The sequence below is a fragment of the Kingella oralis genome (assembly GCF_014054985.1).
Classification (GTDB): Bacteria; Pseudomonadota; Gammaproteobacteria; order Burkholderiales; family Neisseriaceae; genus Kingella_B; species Kingella_B oralis.
The window spans coordinates 1,008,916-1,026,455 of the sequence record NZ_CP059569.1 but is presented as its reverse complement, the minus strand read 5'-3'; the positions used below and the strand labels follow the sequence as shown (position 1 = coordinate 1,026,455).

13 protein-coding genes are annotated in these 17,540 nt (G+C 53.9%); 3 read left to right on the top strand and 10 right to left on the bottom strand.

The features are described 5' to 3' along the window. Nucleotides 1-123: 123 nt before the first annotated feature. Both H3L93_RS05415 and H3L93_RS05410 read right to left on the bottom strand, forming a co-directional pair. Nucleotides 124-1,374 (bottom strand): glutamate-5-semialdehyde dehydrogenase, encoded by a 1,251-nt coding sequence (locus H3L93_RS05415; protein WP_003795631.1) that lies wholly within the window; start codon nucleotides 1,372-1,374, stop codon nucleotides 124-126. A gap of 139 nt (nucleotides 1,375-1,513) precedes the next feature. Next, nucleotides 1,514-1,714, bottom strand: a complete 201-nt coding sequence (locus H3L93_RS05410; protein WP_003795634.1) for a hypothetical protein — start codon at nucleotides 1,712-1,714, stop codon at nucleotides 1,514-1,516. Nucleotides 1,715-1,920: 206 nt separating this feature from the next. Here H3L93_RS05410 and nrdA point away from each other — a divergent pair, with 206 nt between their 5' ends. Then, nucleotides 1,921-4,194 (top strand): class 1a ribonucleoside-diphosphate reductase subunit alpha, encoded by a 2,274-nt coding sequence (nrdA, locus tag H3L93_RS05405; protein WP_003795638.1) that lies wholly within the window; start codon nucleotides 1,921-1,923, stop codon nucleotides 4,192-4,194. A gap of 385 nt (nucleotides 4,195-4,579) precedes the next feature. Here the strand turns inward: nrdA and asd are convergent, their stop codons facing one another. The 5 genes from asd to H3L93_RS05380 form a co-directional block, all read right to left on the bottom strand. After that, nucleotides 4,580-5,470, bottom strand: coding sequence for an archaetidylserine decarboxylase (gene asd / locus H3L93_RS05400; RefSeq protein ID WP_003795641.1), 891 nt, complete (start codon nucleotides 5,468-5,470; stop codon nucleotides 4,580-4,582). Between the two features lie 168 nt (nucleotides 5,471-5,638). Beyond that, a complete protein-coding gene (locus H3L93_RS05395; protein WP_003795643.1) occupies nucleotides 5,639-6,241 on the bottom strand; it encodes a tetratricopeptide repeat protein in 603 nt (200 codons plus the stop codon). A 170-nt stretch (nucleotides 6,242-6,411) separates the two neighbouring features. Continuing rightward, nucleotides 6,412-7,080 (bottom strand): class I SAM-dependent methyltransferase, encoded by a 669-nt coding sequence (locus H3L93_RS05390; protein ID WP_003795647.1) that lies wholly within the window; start codon nucleotides 7,078-7,080, stop codon nucleotides 6,412-6,414. A 36-nt stretch (nucleotides 7,081-7,116) separates the two neighbouring features. Further along, nucleotides 7,117-7,302, bottom strand: coding sequence for a DUF3460 family protein (locus H3L93_RS05385; protein WP_003795650.1), 186 nt, complete (start codon nucleotides 7,300-7,302; stop codon nucleotides 7,117-7,119). A 117-nt stretch (nucleotides 7,303-7,419) separates the two neighbouring features. After that, a complete protein-coding gene (locus H3L93_RS05380) occupies nucleotides 7,420-8,010 on the bottom strand; it encodes an NAD(P)H-dependent oxidoreductase (protein ID WP_040558197.1) in 591 nt (196 codons plus the stop codon). Nucleotides 8,011-8,312: 302 nt separating this feature from the next. Here H3L93_RS05380 and H3L93_RS05375 point away from each other — a divergent pair, with 302 nt between their 5' ends. Together H3L93_RS05375 and odhB are read left to right on the top strand one after the other, a co-directional pair. Further along, complete coding sequence (locus H3L93_RS05375) at nucleotides 8,313-11,141, top strand: 2-oxoglutarate dehydrogenase E1 component (RefSeq protein ID WP_003795652.1); 2,829 nt, start codon at nucleotides 8,313-8,315, stop codon at nucleotides 11,139-11,141. 135 nt (nucleotides 11,142-11,276) lie between these two features. Next, entirely contained in the window at nucleotides 11,277-12,455 is a 1,179-nt protein-coding gene (odhB, locus tag H3L93_RS05370; RefSeq protein ID WP_003795654.1) for a 2-oxoglutarate dehydrogenase complex dihydrolipoyllysine-residue succinyltransferase, read from the top strand. 309 nt (nucleotides 12,456-12,764) lie between these two features. Here the strand turns inward: odhB and H3L93_RS05365 are convergent, their stop codons facing one another. The 3 genes from H3L93_RS05365 to H3L93_RS05355 form a co-directional block, all read right to left on the bottom strand. Continuing rightward, a complete protein-coding gene (locus H3L93_RS05365; protein WP_003795656.1) occupies nucleotides 12,765-15,140 on the bottom strand; it encodes a phosphoketolase family protein in 2,376 nt (791 codons plus the stop codon). Nucleotides 15,141-15,314: 174 nt separating this feature from the next. Next, nucleotides 15,315-16,511 carry an acetate kinase gene (locus H3L93_RS05360; protein ID WP_003795658.1) on the bottom strand — a complete coding sequence of 399 codons (1,197 nt, stop codon included), beginning with the start codon at nucleotides 16,509-16,511 and terminating at the stop codon, nucleotides 15,315-15,317. 131 nt (nucleotides 16,512-16,642) lie between these two features. After that, complete coding sequence (locus H3L93_RS05355; protein WP_003795660.1) at nucleotides 16,643-17,509, bottom strand: DUF808 domain-containing protein; 867 nt, start codon at nucleotides 17,507-17,509, stop codon at nucleotides 16,643-16,645. Between the last annotated feature and the right edge of the window lie 31 nt (nucleotides 17,510-17,540).

Sequence of the window (17,540 nt, the reverse complement as noted above, 5' to 3'; positions counted from 1 at the left end):
GTTTCAGGCTGCCTGTTGATTAAGAATGATTAGGCAGCCTGAAAATAAAACAGTTTAAGCAAATAACGGAGCAATACCCCTGTTTCAGGCTGCCTCATCCCCCCAAGGCAGCCTGAAAACCATCTATCTTACCTGCCCATCCCCCAGCACCACCCATTTTTGCGAAGTCAGCCCATGCAAGCCCACGGGGCCGCGCACATGAATCTTGTCGGTGGAGATGCCAATTTCCGCGCCCAAGCCGTATTCAAAGCCATCGGCAAAGCGCGTGGAGGCATTGACCATCACGCTTGCGCTGTCCACCGCGCGCAAAAACTGGTTGGCGCGGGTGTAGTTTTCCGTGATGATGGTGTCGGTGTGGTGGCTGCCGTGCGTGTTGATGTGGACGATGGCGGCGTTCAAATCGTCCACGATTTTGATGGACAAAATCAGTGCGAGGTATTCGGTGTCCCAATCTTCATCGCAGGCAGCCTGAATATCGGGCAACACGGCGCGTGTGCGCTCGCAGCCGCGCAGTTCCACTTGCTTTTCGGCGAGCTTGGCGGCAACGGCGGGCAGCAAATCGGCGGCGCGGTTTTGATGCACCAGCAGCGTTTCCACCGTGTTGCACGTGCCGCAGCGCGAGGTTTTGGCGTTGAACACGATGTTGACGGCTTTTTGCGCGTCGGCGGTTTCGTCCAAATAAATGTGGCAGATGCCGTCCAGATGCTTGATAACGGGCACGCGGGCTTCCGCGCTGATGCGCGCCACCAGCGATTTGCCGCCGCGCGGAATAATCACGTCAATTAAATCAGGCAGTTGCAGCATCGCGCCCACGCTTTCGCGGCTGGTGTTTTCCACAAAGCACATGGCGTTTTCAGGCAGCCCCGTTTCGCGCAAAGCCTGCTGGATAAGCTTTGCCAACGCCATATTGCTGTGAAATGCCTCGCTGCCGCCGCGCAAGATGCAGGCGTTGCCCGATTTCAAGCACAGTGCAGCGGCATCCACGGTTACATTAGGGCGCGATTCGTAAATAATGCCGATGACACCCAGCGGCACGCGCATTTTGCCGATACGCAAACCGTTGGGGCGCAGGCGGAATTCGTCCATTTCGCCCACGGGGTCGGGCAGCGCGGCGATTTGATGCAAGCCCTCTATCATGGTTTTCAGGCTGCCTTCGGTGATTTTTAGGCGATCCAGCATGGCTTCGGATAAGCCTTTTTGTTTGCCGTGGGCAAGGTCTTGTTGATTGGCGGCAAACAGCGCGGCTTGGTTGGCGTGGATTAAATCGGCAAGGCGCAGCAGGGCGGCGTTTTTGGCGGCGCTGTCGGCTTGGGCGATTTGGTAGAACGCGGCTTTGGTAGCTTGGGCGATTTGGCGGATGTAGGCGTGTGGCATCGGGTTTCCTTGTTGATTGGGCTGATGGAGCAGCCTGAAAAAGCGTGATTATAAAACGTTTCAGGCTGCTTTATTGGGCAAAGCGGGCGTTTGAGAAATCGCATTGGAAAAATGCGCCATACAAATAATCCGCAACAATCTACCCCTCGCGCACATCGCGGCAGCCTGAAAACGCCCCTGCCCTCCCCCGCCCCAACTTGCCATCTTTCTGCCGTCCGCACGCCCAAAACAGCACAAAATGGCAAATTTGCATTTTCAGGCTGCCTCGGACATTTTCGTTTGTCTTTTTTGTTACATCCGCCGTTTTCAGGCAGCCTGAAAACGCGAATAACCCATTCAAAATACATTGTTTGTGGATAATTGCCCTATTCTGCCCCAATCAAGCAAATCACCATTATCACAATATAAAACAAATAATTACAATGTGAGAATTTTTGTCAAGCTATGCAAACAGTCTGAAAATTCGTAAAATTTGCCCACTCAAAAACCCCCAAGAAATGCCGAATATAAACTCGGCATTTTGCATTTTCATAGGGAGACGCACACATGACCGGCAACATGCAAGTAACCAAGCGCGACGGGCGGCTGGAACCCATCAATTTGGACAAAATCCACAAGGTCGTAACGTGGGCGGCCGAAGGCTTGGACAACGTGTCCGTGTCGCAAGTGGAGCTGAAATCGCACATCCAGTTCTACAACGGCATCCGCACCGACGACATCCACGAAACCATCATCAAATCTGCCGCCGATTTAATCTCCGAAGAAACGCCCGATTATCAATATCTTGCTGCGCGTCTCGCCATTTTCCACCTGCGTAAAATTGCCTACGGCGAATATGCGCCACCGCACCTGTTTGCCCATGTGCAAAAAATGGTGGCGTTGGGCAAATACGACGCGCATCTGCTGCAAGACTACACCGAAGCCGAATACAACGAAATCAACGGCTATATTGACCACGAGCGCGATTTAACCTTTTCCTACGCCGCCGTAAAACAAATGGAAGGCAAATATTTGGTACAAAACCGCGTAACGCGCCAAATCTTTGAAAGTCCGCAATTTTTGTATATTTTGGTGGCGATGTGTTTGTTTGCCAAATACCCCAAAAACACGCGCTTGGATTATGTGAAACGCTTTTACGATGCCGTTTCCCAATTCAAAATTTCCTTGCCCACGCCGATTATGAGCGGCGTGCGCACGCCCACGCGCCAATTTTCCAGCTGCGTGTTGATTGAATGCGACGACAGCCTAGACAGCATCAACGCCACCACTTCATCCATCGTGAAATACGTTTCCCAACGCGCGGGCATCGGCATCAACGCGGGGCGCATTCGCGGCTTGGGCAGCGAAATCCGCGGCGGCGAAGCGCAGCACACCGGCTGCATTCCGTTTTTCAAAATGTTTCAGGCTGCCGTGAAATCCTGTTCGCAAGGCGGCGTGCGCGGCGGCGCGGCAACGCTGTTCTACCCGCTGTGGCACATTGAAGTGCAAAGCCTGCTGGTGCTAAAAAACAATCGCGGCGTGGAAGAAAACCGCATCCGCCAACTGGATTATGGCGTGCAAATCAACAAATTGATGTACACGCGGCTGATTAAAGGCGGCAACATCACCCTGTTCTCGCCCCACGAAACCCCAGGGCTATACGAAGCCTTTTTCGCCGACCAAGACGAATTCGAGCGCCTGTACACCCAATACGAAAACGACCCCAGCATCCGCAAAGAAACCATCAGCGCGGCAGATTTGTTCTCCATGCTGATGCAAGAGCGCGCGGGCACGGGGCGCATCTATGTGCAAAACGTGGATCATTGCAACACGCACAGCCCGTTTGACCCGAAAGTCGCGCCCGTGCGCCAATCCAACCTATGCTTGGAAATCGCCCTGCCCACTAAGCCGCTGAACAACATCAACGATGAAAACGGCGAAATCGCCTTGTGCACGCTATCGGCGTTTAATCTCGGCGCATTGGAAAACTTGGACGAATTTGAAAACTTGGCAGATTTGACCGTCCGCGCCCTAGATGCGCTGCTGGATTATCAAGACTACCCCATCCCCGCCGCCAAAAAAGCGACCATGAACCGCCGCACGCTAGGCGTGGGCGTGATTAACTACTCTTATTATTTGGCGAAAAACGGCGTGAAATACAGCGACGGCAGCGCAATCGACTTAACCCACCGAACCTTTGAAGCCATGCAATATTATTTGCTCAAAGCCTCGGTGAACCTGGCCAAAGAATACGGCGCATGCCCGCTGTTCAACGAAACCACCTATTCCCAAGGCATCTTGCCGATTGACACCTACAAAGCCGATTTGGACAAATTCTGTAACGAGCCTTTGCATTACGACTGGGAAGCCTTGCGCGCCGATATTGTTAAATATGGCTTGCGCAACAGTACGTTAAGTGCATTGATGCCCAGCGAAACCAGCAGCCAAATCGCCAACGCCACCAACGGCATTGAGCCGCCGCGCGGCTTGGTAACGATTAAGCAATCCAAAGACGGCATCCTGAAACAAGTCGTGCCCGAGTTTGAACGCTTGAAAAACCAATACGAAACGCTGTGGCAAATGGGCGGCAACGACGGCTATTTGAAACTGGTGGGCGTGATGCAAAAATTTATCGACCAAGCCATTTCCGCCAACACCAGCTACGACCCCAAACGCTTTGAGGGCGGGCGCGTGCCGATGAATCAGATGCTGAAAGATTTGCTTTCGGCGTATAAATACGGCGTGAAAACGCTGTATTACCACAACACACGCGATGGCGCGGATGATAGGCAATCGGATTTGCAAGATGATGATTGCGTGGGCGGGGCGTGTAAGATTTAGGCTCCGCACCCAGTTGAGCGCATAAAAAAACGCCCCTGAGTCTATCGGGGGCGTTTTGTGTAGGCATCGCTTGATAACTGCTCTGGGGCTGGTAACCCAATGGGCTGGATAAACGCTGAATCAGATTCAAGCCTACTCGTGCGTTTTATCGGGGTATTGCATCAATTTGGTTTTCAGGCTGCCTATTGTGTTGCTTGTAAGGCAGCCTGAAAACGCTACTGCAATGTTTAATTGCTTGCTGATATTTTGTTTGGCGAACCACGCGGCTGATTAAATCGCAACAACAACTATTGCGCGACAAGCCATGCTGTCGCCATTCCATTTTCAGGCTGCCTTTCATACAACGCGAAAGGCAGCCTGAAAACATTTAACTCGCTGAAAACGTTTAATTCACCGTGCCCAGCAATTCGCCGACGCGTGTTTCGGCGTTTTCTTGTAAACGCTCATCCAGCGTGATGGCGTTGTGTGGGAAAAGGTTAATAACGGTTGAGCCGAGCAAGAATGCGCCCATTTCGTCGCCTTTGTTGAAGCGGATGGCTTGCTCGCCGTCGGTGGGGTAATCCCACGTGCGCACGGTTTCGCTGCGCGGTGGGTTGATGATGCCTGCCCATGTGGTGCGGATGCTGGCGGTGATGGTTGCGCCAACAAGAATTTGCACCATTTTGCCAAATGCGGTGTCAAATACGCAAATTACGCGCTCGTTGCGGGCAAAAAGGTTGGGGATGTGTTGAGCGAGAAAGGGGTTCACGGAATAAAGTTCGCCGGGGACGTAAATCATTTGGCGCAAGGTGGCGGCGCAGGGCATGTGCACGCGGTGGTAGTCGCGGGGGGAAAGGTAGGTGGTGATGAATGTGCCGTTGGCAAATTGGGCGGCTAGGGCTTCGTCGCCTGCGAGCAGGTCTTCCAGCGTGAAGCTGTGTCCTTTGGCTTGCAGCAGTTGGTTGGCTTGGATGGCGCCGCTTTGGCTCACGCTCCCGTCGGCTGGCAGGGCGATTTGTTTTTCGTCTGCAACAATGGGGCGTACGCCGTCTTTTAGGGCGCGGGTGAAGAATTGGTTGAAGGTGGGGTAGTCGCTGGGGTTGGGCTGAGCGGCTTCTTGCCAGTTGATTTTGTAGGCGCGGGCAAATTGTTTGATGATGAAGTGGGTTGCGCCGCCCCATTGTTGGTTTGCTACCCAGCCTGCTAGGCGGGTGAGCGTGTGTTGGGGGGTGAGATAGTGCAAGGCGAGTTTGATGCGTTGGCTGGGGGTGGGTTTGGGGTAGAGTTTATGCGACATGGGTTGTCCTTGGGTTGAGGCAGCCTGAAAATGGGTTTGTGAATTACAAGAAAGGTTTGGGCTGCGGGGCGTGGTGCGCGGCGCAACGCGCGAGAATGGCTTGGTTGAAAATTGATGGGGCAGCCTGAAAACTGTGTAATGGCTTTTCAGGCTGCCTTTGGCTGGGGGTTATAAGCCCATTTCGTTTAGTTTGGCGAGGGCGGCTTGGGCATCGGGATTGTTTTGGGCTTGGGCTTTGTTCCACCAGTGCCGTGCGTGGGTGTATTGCCCTGCGTTGGCGTAGAGTACGCCGAGGTTGTATTGGGCGGGGGCGTGCCCTTGCAGGGCGGCGGCTTCGTACCAATCGGCGGCGGTGTCGGTGTCTTGTGGCACGCCGATGCCTTGGGTGTAGAGTGAGCCGAGTTGGTATTGGGCGTCGTCGATGCCGTGTTCGGCGGCGCGTTGCCAGTAGCGGGCGGCTTTTTCGGGGTCGGGCGTGCCGATTTCTTCGTCCATCAGCAGGTAGCCGAGATAGTGTTGGGCGGGGGGGATGTCGTTGTCGGCGGCGAGTGTGCAGTAGGCGAGGGCTTTGGCGGCATCGGGTTCGGTGCCTTGCCCGTTGTGGTACATGATGGCGAGGTTGAACTGGGCTTGGGCGTCGCCTGCATCGGCGAGTGGTTGCCATGCGGCGAGCGCAGTGGCGTAGTCGCCGTTTTGGTAGGCGGTTAGGGCTTCGTCTTGGGCGGCGTGGTTGAGGTCGGTTTCGTTTTGGGTTTGGGGTTCGGTGGTCATGGTGTGCTTTCGGGTTGAGGGATAGATTTAGCGTGTTGCAAGTGGTGTGCCAGTTTTCAGAACCTGTATTTATTATTTTCAGGCTGCCTTATGGGCGGATAGGTTGAGGCAGCCTGAAAATGGAATTGGGCGTTTTGGCTTCGCCGAAACTCACTTTATTCGTTTTCAGGCTATTTTTTCAACAACAGAGTTAAACCATCCCCCAAGGGCAGCGTGAGCGGGATGATGCGGTTATCGCGGGGCAGGCTAGCGTTGAAGGTTTGCAGGATGGCTTGGCTAGCGGGGCTGCGTTCGTTGGTGGGTTGGATGATGCGCCCGCCCAGCAGCAAATTGTCTATGGCGATGATGCCGCCGCTGCGGACGAGTTTCAGGCTGCGTTCGTAGTAATGCGGGGTGGGCGGCTTGTCGGCATCGATGAATATCATGTCGTAGCTGCCTGCCTTGCCTTGGGCGATGAGTTCGTCCAGCGTGATGATGGCGGGTTGCAGGTGCAGCGTGATTTTGTGGGCGATGCCTGCGCGCTGCCAGTGTTGCCGGGCGATGGCGGTGTGGGTTACGTTGATGTCGCAGCAGGTGAGCCGTGCGTGCTCGGGCAGGGCAAGCGCGATGGCGGTGCTGCTGTATCCGGTGAACGTGCCGATTTCCAGATAATTTTCTACGCGCATCAGCCGTGCGAGCCATGCGAGCAAGGCGGCTTGCTCGGGGGCGATGGCCATTTTGCCCAAGCGGTGCGCTTCGGTGTGGGCGCGGATTTGCGCGAGAATGGGGTGTTCGGGTTCGCTGATTTGGCGCAGATAGGCGAGTAAATCGGGGGAGAACGGGGGGGCGTGAACGGTCATATTGGGCGCAGATGGGGTTTTCAGGCTGCCTCTGGCTTAATCGGCTTGATAGGTGTAAGGTTTTTTGGCGATGCGCGCTTCGGCAAAGGCTTTTTGTTCATCGGCATTGAGTTCTACGTCCCACAACAAATGGCGGTTTTTCAGGCGTTGCTTGGCTTCTTCGGGGTGTTGTTCAATGAATTCGTTTAAAAATTGCGTGGTGTCGGATTGGTAGTTATACATGGTATGTCCTTTATGAAAGAGCGCATTTTACTGGGAAAGTTCATGCCGGGGAAAGGGTTTCGGCTTTTCAGGCTGCCTTTGGCAGATACGGCAGCCTGAAAACAGCATTCAAGCGGATTATGCAAAATATTGCTCAACCAATGCTTCTGCCTGTTGCAACCATGTTTTTCGTTCCGCTTCGCTGCTGTCGGCAATCACGCGAAACATCAAGCGGTCAAACACGTTTACGCCGCAAAAAGCGAAAATGCAATCACGCCACAAGCGTTGCAAAGGGTCGCCAAACACTTCGTTTTCCCGCTCCGGCGGCGTGTTAGACGTATTAAACACCAACGCCGCTTTTGCTTTGAGCAAACCCAATGGCAAACCGCCGCCATTGTCGCCCTCCGGAAAAGCATACGCCACATTTTCCCGCAACACCCTATCCACCCAGCCCGTCAAAATGGCAGGCGGCTGCCCCCACCAATTGGGATGCACGATAACAATGCCGTCTGCTTGGCGGATTTCTTCTTGATGCAAGCGCACAAGCGCATCATCTGTGGCATCGCTTGCCAATTCCTGCGCGGGCATAATCGGGTTGAACTGCTCGCGGTACAAATGATGAAACCACACTTCATGCCCCTTGCGTTGCAAAGTGTTTACAACAGTTTCTGCAACCGCAGCATTAAAACTGCCGTCATACGGATGCGCCAAAATCACCGATATTTTCATTATCCCTCTCCAAAAGTAAAAAGGCAGCCTGAAAAGCATGCCGTTTAAGCCGTCTAAAACAAACGGACACAGGCAGCATACATAAGGCAAAACCGCAAATCAAGCAGCCATCAAAAAACACCGCAGCACAAATTGCGTTAAACCATTTATCAAAAACCCCAACACTATTTACAAAAAAAACTACATCCCCTTACATAACTTCACAAAAAAACATTACAATAGCCCGCAGCAGGCATAGGCAGCCTGAAACGCTGTTCAGCGAAGCTAAAACCACCACCCCTGCCCCAAAGGAATAATGTGCCATGAAAGAAGCCCACAATTTCTCCTACTTATTCGGTTCAAACGCGCCCTATATCGAAGAACTCTACGAATCCTATCTCGACAACCCCCAATCCGTTGAAGAAACATGGCAACGCTATTTCGCCGACCTTGCCGCCACGGGCGACAGCGAAAAAGACGTTGCCCACCATCCCATCCAAGAATCTTTCGTGCAGCTTGCCCGGCAACACCGCACCGCCACCAACGCCGCCAAAGGCTTGGACGAAGAATTGCTGAAAAAACAAATCGCCGTGCTGCGCCTGATGACTGCCTACCGCATTCAAGGCTCGGATGCCGCCGATTTAGACCCGTTAAAACTGCGCCATCCCCGCCCCGTGCAAGGCCTGCAACCCGAAGAACACGGCTTAACCAACGCCGATATGGCGGTGCAATTTGGGCTGGGCGATGGCGATTTTTCTGTGGGCGATGCGGGCAAAATGCCGCTATCCGAAATCATCAACAAACTACAACGCACCTATTGCCAACACATCGGCGTGGAATACATGCACATCGGCAGCCTGAAAGAACGCCTATGGATACGCCAACGCTTTGAAGGCGATTTATCCACTCCGCATTTCAGCGCAGACGAAAAACGCTATCTTCTCAAACAAATCACCGCCGCCGAAACGCTGGAACGCTATTTGCACACCAAATACGTTGGGCAAAAACGCTTTTCAGTGGAAGGCGGCGAAAGCGCGATTGCAGGCTTAAACTATCTCATCCAAAACGCCAGCAAAGACGGCGTAGAAGAAATCATCATCGGCATGGCGCATCGTGGGCGCTTAAACGTGTTGGTTAATGCCTTGGGCAAAAAACCTGCCGATTTGTTTGCCGAATTTGAAGGCAAGCAAGACATCAAATTCCCCAGTGGCGATGTGAAATACCACAACGGTTTCAGCTCCGACATCGCCACGCCGCACGGCGCGGTACACGTTACCCTAGCCTTCAACCCTTCGCATCTGGAAATTGTGAACCCCGTGGTGGAAGGCTCTGCCCGCGCCAAACAACGCCGCCGTGGCGAAAAAGGCGCAGAGCAAGTGTTGCCCGTGTTGATTCACGGCGACAGCGCCTTTATCGGCTTGGGCGTGAACCAAGCCACGTTTAACCTATCGCGCACACGCGGCTACGGCACAGGCGGCACGGTACACATCGTAATCAACAACCAAATCGGCTTCACCACATCCGACACCCGCGACACGCGCTCTGCCGTGTATTGCACCGACATCGCCAAAATGGTGGAAGCGCCGATTTTCCATGTAAACGGCGACGACCCCGAAGCCGTGTGCTATGTGATTCAGGCTGCCTTAGACTATCGCCACACCTTCCATAAAGACGTGGTTGTTGACATCGTGTGCTTCCGCAAGCTGGGGCACAACGAAGGCGACGACCCCACCCTAACTCAGCCATTGATGTATCGCGCCATCGCCAAACACCCTGGCACGCGTGCGCTGTATGCCGAAAAATTGGTTAACGAAGGCGTGCTCACAGCAGAACAAGCCGATGGCTTTGTAACCGCCTACCGCGAAGCTTTGGACAAGGGTGAACACGTTGAACTCACCCGCTTAACCGATTACGAAAACAAATACCGCGTGGATTGGAGCAAATACCAAGGCAAAGATTGGCGCGAGCCTGTGGAAACAGGGCTGTCCGCTGCCGACATCGCGCGTTTAACCGAAAAATTCACCGCCGTGCCCGAAAATTTTGGCTTGCACAACACCGCCAAGCGCGTGATTGAGCAGCGCAAAGCGATGGCAAAAGGCGAGCAGCCGCTGGATTGGGGCATGGCAGAAACCATTGCCTACGCCAGCATGGTTACCAACGGCACGCCCGTGCGCATTTCGGGCGAAGATTCGGGGCGCGGCACGTTCTCGCATCGCCACGCCGTGTTGCACGACACGCAACGGCAAAAACACGACTTGGGCATTTACACGCCGCTGGAACACATGGCTGAAAACCAAGCGCCGTTCACCGTGATTGACAGCATTTTGAACGAAGAAGCGGTGTTGGCGTATGAATACGGGCACGCTTGCTCCGCGCCCGAGCAGCTCACCATTTGGGAAGCGCAGTTCGGCGATTTCGCCAACGGCGCGCAAGTGGCGATTGACCAGTTTATCTCGTCGGGCGAAACCAAATGGGGGCGGATATGCGGCTTAACCGTTATCCTGCCGCATGGCTACGACGGGCAAGGGCCCGAGCATTCGTCGGGGCGGTTGGAGCGCTGGCTGCAACTGTGTTCCGAAGAAAATATGCAGGTGATTATGCCCAGCGAAGCCGCGCAGATGTTCCACATTTTGCGCCGCCAAACGCTGCGCGCTTACCGCAAGCCGTTGGTGATTTTTATGTCCAAACGCCTGCTGCGGTTTAAAGATTCCACCAGCCCGCTGGCGCATTTTGTGGAAGGCACGGCGTTCCGCCCCGTGATTGGCGACGGCTTGGCGCGCGACAACGGCAAGGTGAAACGCGTGATTGTATGCGCGGGGCAAGTGTATTACGACTTGCTGGCGGGACGCGCCGAGCGCGGCGTGGACAACGACATCGCCATCGTGCGGCTGGAACAGCTTTATCCGATGCCGTATCCCGAATTGGCCGCCGAGTTGGCAAAATACCCCAACGCGCAGCTGATGTGGGCGCAGGAAGAGCCGAAAAACCAAGGCGCGTGGTATCAAATCCGTCATCGCTTGGAGCGCGTGTCGCCGCACACGCATTGGCGGGTTGCCGCGCGTCCGTCCAGCTCGTCGCCTGCGGTGGGCTACGGCAGCCTGCACGCGGCGCAGTTGAAGCAGTTGGTTGAGGATGCGTTGAAGCCGGATTGACGGTGCTGTTTGAGGCAGCCTGAAAACGGTTGCCCCGCCCCAACCCTTATTCGCACAAACACACGGCAGCCTGAAAGCCATTTTCCCGTTTTCAGGCTGCCCAAGAGTGAAACTAAACCCCATTGGAGACAAATCATGATTGTTGAAGTAAACGTACCCGTATTTGCCGAAAGCATCACCGAGGGCACCTTGCTCAAATGGTATAAAAAAGTGGGCGAAAGCGTTGCCCGCGATGAAACGCTGGTAGACATTGAAACCGATAAAGTGGTGCTGGAAGTACCTGCGCCGCAAGCGGGCGTGTTGGTGGAGATTGTGGTGCAAGACGGCGAAACCGTTACCACGCAGCAACTGCTCGCCAAAATTGATACTGCAGCCGTTGCCGCGCAAGCCGCGCCTGCCGAAATTCAGGCTGCCTCTGCTGCGCCAGCGTCTAACAGCCAAACGGGCGTTGCCATGCCCGCCGCCGCCAAACTCGCCGCCGAAAAAGGCGTGGACGTGAGCCAAATCCAAGGCTCGGGGCGTGGCGGCCGCGTGTTGAAAGAAGACGTGCAAAACGTGCCTGCCGCGCCCAAAGCCGCCCCTGCCTTTCAGGCTGCCGCACTGCCTGCGGGCGAACGCTTTGAACAGCACGTGCCGATGAGCCGTTTGCGCGCGCGGGTGGCGGAACGTTTGCTGGAATCGCAAGCGCAAAACGCCATTTTGACCACGTTTAACGAAGTCAACATGAAGCCTGTAATGGATTTGCGCGCCAAATACAAAGACAAATTTGAAAAAACATACGGCGTGAAGCTGGGTTTTATGTCGTTCTTTGTGAAAGCCGCCGTTGCCGCGCTGAAAAAATACCCCGTGGTGAACGCATCGGTGGACGGCAAAGATATTGTTTATCATGGCTATTTTGACATCGGCATCGCCATCGGCAGCCCGCGCGGCCTGGTTGTGCCCATTTTGCGCGACGCCGACCAAATGAGCATCGCCGACATTGAACGCGCCATCGCCGATTACGCGGCAAAAGCCAAAGACGGCAAAATTGCGATTGAAGATTTGACAGGCGGCACGTTCAGCATCACCAACGGCGGCACGTTCGGCTCGATGATGTCCACGCCGATTATCAACCCGCCGCAATCCGCCATTTTGGGCATGCACGCCACCAAAGAGCGCGCGGTGGTGGAAAACGGCGAAATCGTGGTGCGCCCGATGATGTATCTCGCGCTGTCGTATGACCACCGCATTATCGACGGGCGCGAAGCCGTGCTCACGCTGGTTACGATTAAAGAATTGCTGGAAGACCCTGCACGGCTGGTGTTGGATATTTGATTGTTGCGCGGTGAATAAAAGGCAGCCTGAAACTGGGGGTACTGGTTTCAGGTTGCCTTTGGTGTTGGCAGCGATATAGGCAGCCTGAAACCTTTGCCAAAACCTAAGTAGGTCGGGCATTTATGCCCGACGTTTTTAAATTTAGCGTATTAAGATAAATGCGTGAGTATTTGTCGGGCATAAATGTCCGACCTACTAATAAACAACAACAATAATTAAAACCTTTATTGCAAACCCTTCGTCCAAACCAAAGGCAGCCTGAAAACGCATTCAAGCATTTTCAGGCTGCCTACTCTTTTTCAGGCTGCCTTATTTAGCCAACGGCTGCCATTTCCATTCCGCCACTTCGGGAATATCCTTGCCGTGTTCGCGGATATAGCTGCGGTGGAACTGGATGGTTTCATCCATTTTGTTGGCAAAATCCGCTGCTTTTTCGCCGTAAACGGCTTGCGCGGCATCCTTGGCAACGTGGAATCGGTCCATTTCCGACAACACGCGCATATCAAACGGCGTGGTGATGTCGCCGTTTTCGCGGTAGCCGTGAATGCGCACATTGCGGTTGTGGCGCGGGAAGAAAATGTCGCGCACCATGTTTTCATAGCCGTGGAAGCAGAATACAACGGGTTTGTCGCGCGTAAACAGCGCGTCAAACGCCTCATCGCTCAAACCGCGCGGGTCTATGCTGGGGTGGCGCAGTTTCAAAATGTCCACCACGTTGATAAAGCGGATTTTCATTTCGGGATAGTGTTTGTGCAACACGTTAATCGCCGCCAACGCTTCCATGTTTGGCTCTGTGCCCGCCGCCGCAATCACCACATCAGGCTCGCCATCGTGGCAAGTGGATGCCCATTCGATGATTTTGTAGCCCTCGCGCACCAATTCTTTGGCTTCGTCCGCGCTGTAAAACTGCGGGCGCAAGTGTTTAGACGACACGATTAAATTGATGCGGTCGCGCGAAGTTAAGGCTTCACTCATCACCGCCAACAGCGTGTTGGCATCGGCGGGCAAATATTCGCGCACAAATTCGGGCTTTTTCTCTGCCAAATGGGTGAGCAAGCCGGGGTCTTGGTGGGTGTAGCCATTGTGGTCTTGCTGGAACACGGTGGAAGTGGCAATCAAGTTCAGCGATGGATAATCCTTGCGCCAAGGCGCGTGGGTTTTGCATTTGCGCAACCATTTGAAATGCTGGGTAATCATAGAATCTACCACGCGCAAGAACGATTCGTAGCTGGCAAAAAAGCCATGCCGCCCCGTTAAAACGTAGCCTTCCAAAAAGCCCTCGGCTTGGTGTTCAGACAGCTGCGAATCAATCACACGCCCAACAGGCGCAATCCATTCGTCATACGCCGCATCGCGCACGCCCAGCCATTGACGGTTGGTTACTTTAAACACTTCGTTCAAGCGGTTGGATTTGGTTTCGTCTGGGCCAAAGATGCGGAAATTATCGGGGTTGGCGGTAATCACATCCGCCATCAAGCGTCCGCACTCAATCATATCTTGCGCATCTTGGCTACCAGGAGTGCCAATTTTTAGCGCGTGTTTCGTCCAATCGGGCATCACCAAAGCCTTGGGCGCAACGCCACCATTGGTAATCGGGTGCACCGACATCCGTTTTGCGCCTTTGGGCGAAATTTCGCGCCATTTGTCTAAAAAGCGGCCGTTGTCGTCAAACAATTCTTCGGGGCGATAGCTGCGCAGCCATGCTTCCAGCGCATCGGCGGTGCTCATATCGTGTGAATTGGTGGGAATCGGCACTTGGTGGGCGCGGAAACCGCCTTCAATCGGCTCGCCGTTCCATGTTTTCGGCCCAGTCCAGCCTTTGGGAATGCGTGCCACCAACACGGGCCAACGGGGCATGGTGGCATCGTTTGCGCTGCGGCTGCGTGCATCTTGCCAAATCGCCAAAATGCGTTCAACGGCTTCGTCTAATTTTTGCGCCATGATGGCGTGGCTATGGGCGGGGTCGCTCACTTCCACAAAAATCGGCTCCCAGCCCATGCCGTTGAAATATTGGGTTAATTCGGCATCGGTTTTACGCGCCAAAATGGTGGGGTTGTGGATTTTGCCGCCGTTTAAATACAAAATCGGCAATACTGCGCCATCGTTTACAGGGTTGATAAAGGTGTTGCCAAACCAGCCTGCGCACAAAGGTCCAGTTTCCGCTTCGCCATCGCCAATCACGGCAGCGGCGATGATGTTGGGGTTATCCAACACCGCGCCAAATGCGTGCGACAAGGCGTAGCCCAATTCGCCGCCCTCGTGGATAGAACCAGGGGTTTCAGGCGCGGCGTGCGAAGCGATGCCGCCAGGGAATGAGAAAATTTTGCACAGCTTTTTCAGCCCTGCTTCGTCTTGCGTGATTTCGGGATAGATGTCGGTGTAGCTGTGGTCAAGATAGGAATTGGACACCATCACTTGCCCGCCATGCCCTGGCCCTTCAATGTAGAACATATCTACATCGTATTTGTTGATGGCGCGGTTTAAGTGGGCATAGATGAAATTTTGCCCCGGTACCGTTCCCCAATGCCCAATGGGGTGCGCTTTAACATCGTTGGCAGTGAGCGGTTTTTTGAGCAATGGGTTGTCTTTTAAATACATTTGCGCGGCGGAAATGTAGTTGGCAGCGCGCCACCAAGCATCTACTTTGGCAAGGTATTCGGGAGTGTCAAATTGCGTGTTTTGCATATTTTTCTCTTTCTATCGTTGTTTACAATGGATTACGGTGTGCAATCATACTCCCTTTGCCCCGATTTTTGTAATAAAACTAGAATAGTTTGCGCATAAATTGCGCATAAACAAAGGCAGCCTGAAAACTAAATTTCAGGCTGCCTTAATTATGCTAGCAACGGCGTGATTAAATTACAAGCCAGACAAACGCGCGGTGTCGTGTGCAATCATCAATTCTTCGTTGGTGGGGATGACTACGCCAGTCACGGGGCTGTTTTCGGCGGTGATGTAGCCACCATTGCCGAAACGTGCGGCGAGGTTGCGCTCGTGGTCGGCTTTCAAGCCCAAGAACGCGCAGTATGTCAATACTTTTTCGCGGATGGTGTTGGAGTTTTCGCCGATGCCGCCAGTGAACACCACCGCATCCAAGCCGCCTGCGGCAACTGCCATGGCAGCGATGTATTTAGCCAAGCGGTAGGAGAAAATTTCCAACGCCAATACTGCGCCTGCGTGTCCTTGTTCGGCGTTTTCTTCAATGGTGCGGCAGTCGTTAGACAAGCCTGAAATGCCCAGCAAGCCGCTTTCTTTGTTCAACATATCGGTAATTTGTTGGATGTTCATGCCTGCGTTGTTTGCCAAGAATGAGAACACGCTGGGGTCAATGTCGCCAGAGCGGGTGCCCATTACCAAGCCTTCCAATGGGGTTAAACCCATGCTGGTGTCCATACATTTGCCATTGCGCACGGCAGCGATGGATGCGCCGTTGCCCAAGTGGGCGATCACCAGTTTCAGGTTACTGCTGTCTTTGCCCATAAAGCGTGCGGCTTCTTCGGCTACAAAGCGGTAGCTGGTGCCGTGCGCGCCATAACGGCGCAAGCCCAAATCGGTGTAGTATTTGCGCGGAATGGCGTAGATATAGGCGTGTTCGGGCATGGTTTGGTGGAATGCGGTGTCAAACACGGCAACATTGGGCAAGCCTACGAAATATTTGCGCGCGGCGTGGATACCGAGCAAGTGCGCGGGGTTGTGCAATGGAGCGAGTGGGATACATTTTTCAATGCCTGCAATCACTTCGTCTGTAATCAAAACAGAGTCGCTATACAGTTCGCCGCCGCTCACCACGCGATGACCGATTGCGCCGACTTTTTCATACAGCCCCAATTTTTTCAATTCTGCCAACAAGGCTTCCACCGCGCCCGTGTGGTTGGGCGCGTGTGCCAATTCCACGCGCTCTTTTTCGCCGTTTACTTTGAATGTGATGTAGGCATCGGGCAAGCCCATTTTTTCTGCCAAGCACGTCATCAACACATCGCCGTTGTCGTTGTTTAATACCGCGCCTTTGAGCGATGATGAGCCACAGTTCAATACCAAAATCAGTTTATCTGTCATGATTGAGATGTCCTTTAAATAAAGTTGTGAAGTTAATCAGGCTTGCGCCCAAAAAAACCTGCGCATTCTAGCATGAAAAAGCCCCCGATATCGGGGGTTTTCGTTTTGGCTTTACTGATTTTCAGGCTACCTCAATGCCGCTTGCCCAGCATTTTGCTCAACGGCAACACTAGCGCACACGCCAGCGCGCCCACCGCCATGCCCACGCCGATGGTGAAGCCCGTATCCGCCGAAAAATTGTTCCATTGAAAATGATGCAGCCAAGCGACGTTGTGCATAAAAATGCCGCCGCCCACAAGGAACATCGCCAGCGTGCCCGCCACGCTCAAACCGCGCATCAGCCAAGGCACAACCCGCACCAAGCCTTTGCCCAGCCACCACATGATTTTGCTCGGTTTGCGCATCAGATAAAAGCCGAAATCATCGGTTTTCACAATCATCGCCACCAAGCCATACACGGCAACCGTCATCCCCACGCCCACCAGCGACAACGCCAGCACTTTGCCCAGCATGGTCGCATTGCCGATGCTGTCAATCGCGCCCAACGCCAAAATCACAATCTCTGCCGACAAAATAAAATCGGTGCGAATCGCGCCGCGTATTTTGTCTTTTTCCGAATTTAATGAATCGGTTATCACTTCATCGCCAGAGTGCTGATGGTGCGGCAAAAATTTGTGCAGCAGCTTTTCCGCGCCTTCAAAACACAAATATGCGCCGCCCACCATCAGCAGGGGCGTAATCCATTTGGGGGCAAACGCCGCCAGCAACAGCGCAATCGGAATCAGGATAAGCTTGTTGATGAACGAGCCTTTCGCCACTTCCCACACAATCGGAATTTCCCGCTCCGCCGCCGCGCCCGTTACTTGGTTGGCATTCAACGCCAAATCGTCGCCTACCACTCCTGCGGTTTTTTTGGCGGCAACTTTGGTCATCAACGCCACATCGTCGAGCACAGAAGCGATGTCGTCCAGCAAGGTGAAAAGAGAAGCTAATGCCATTTGGATTCCTATTTAAGCAAGGTGGTTGAAG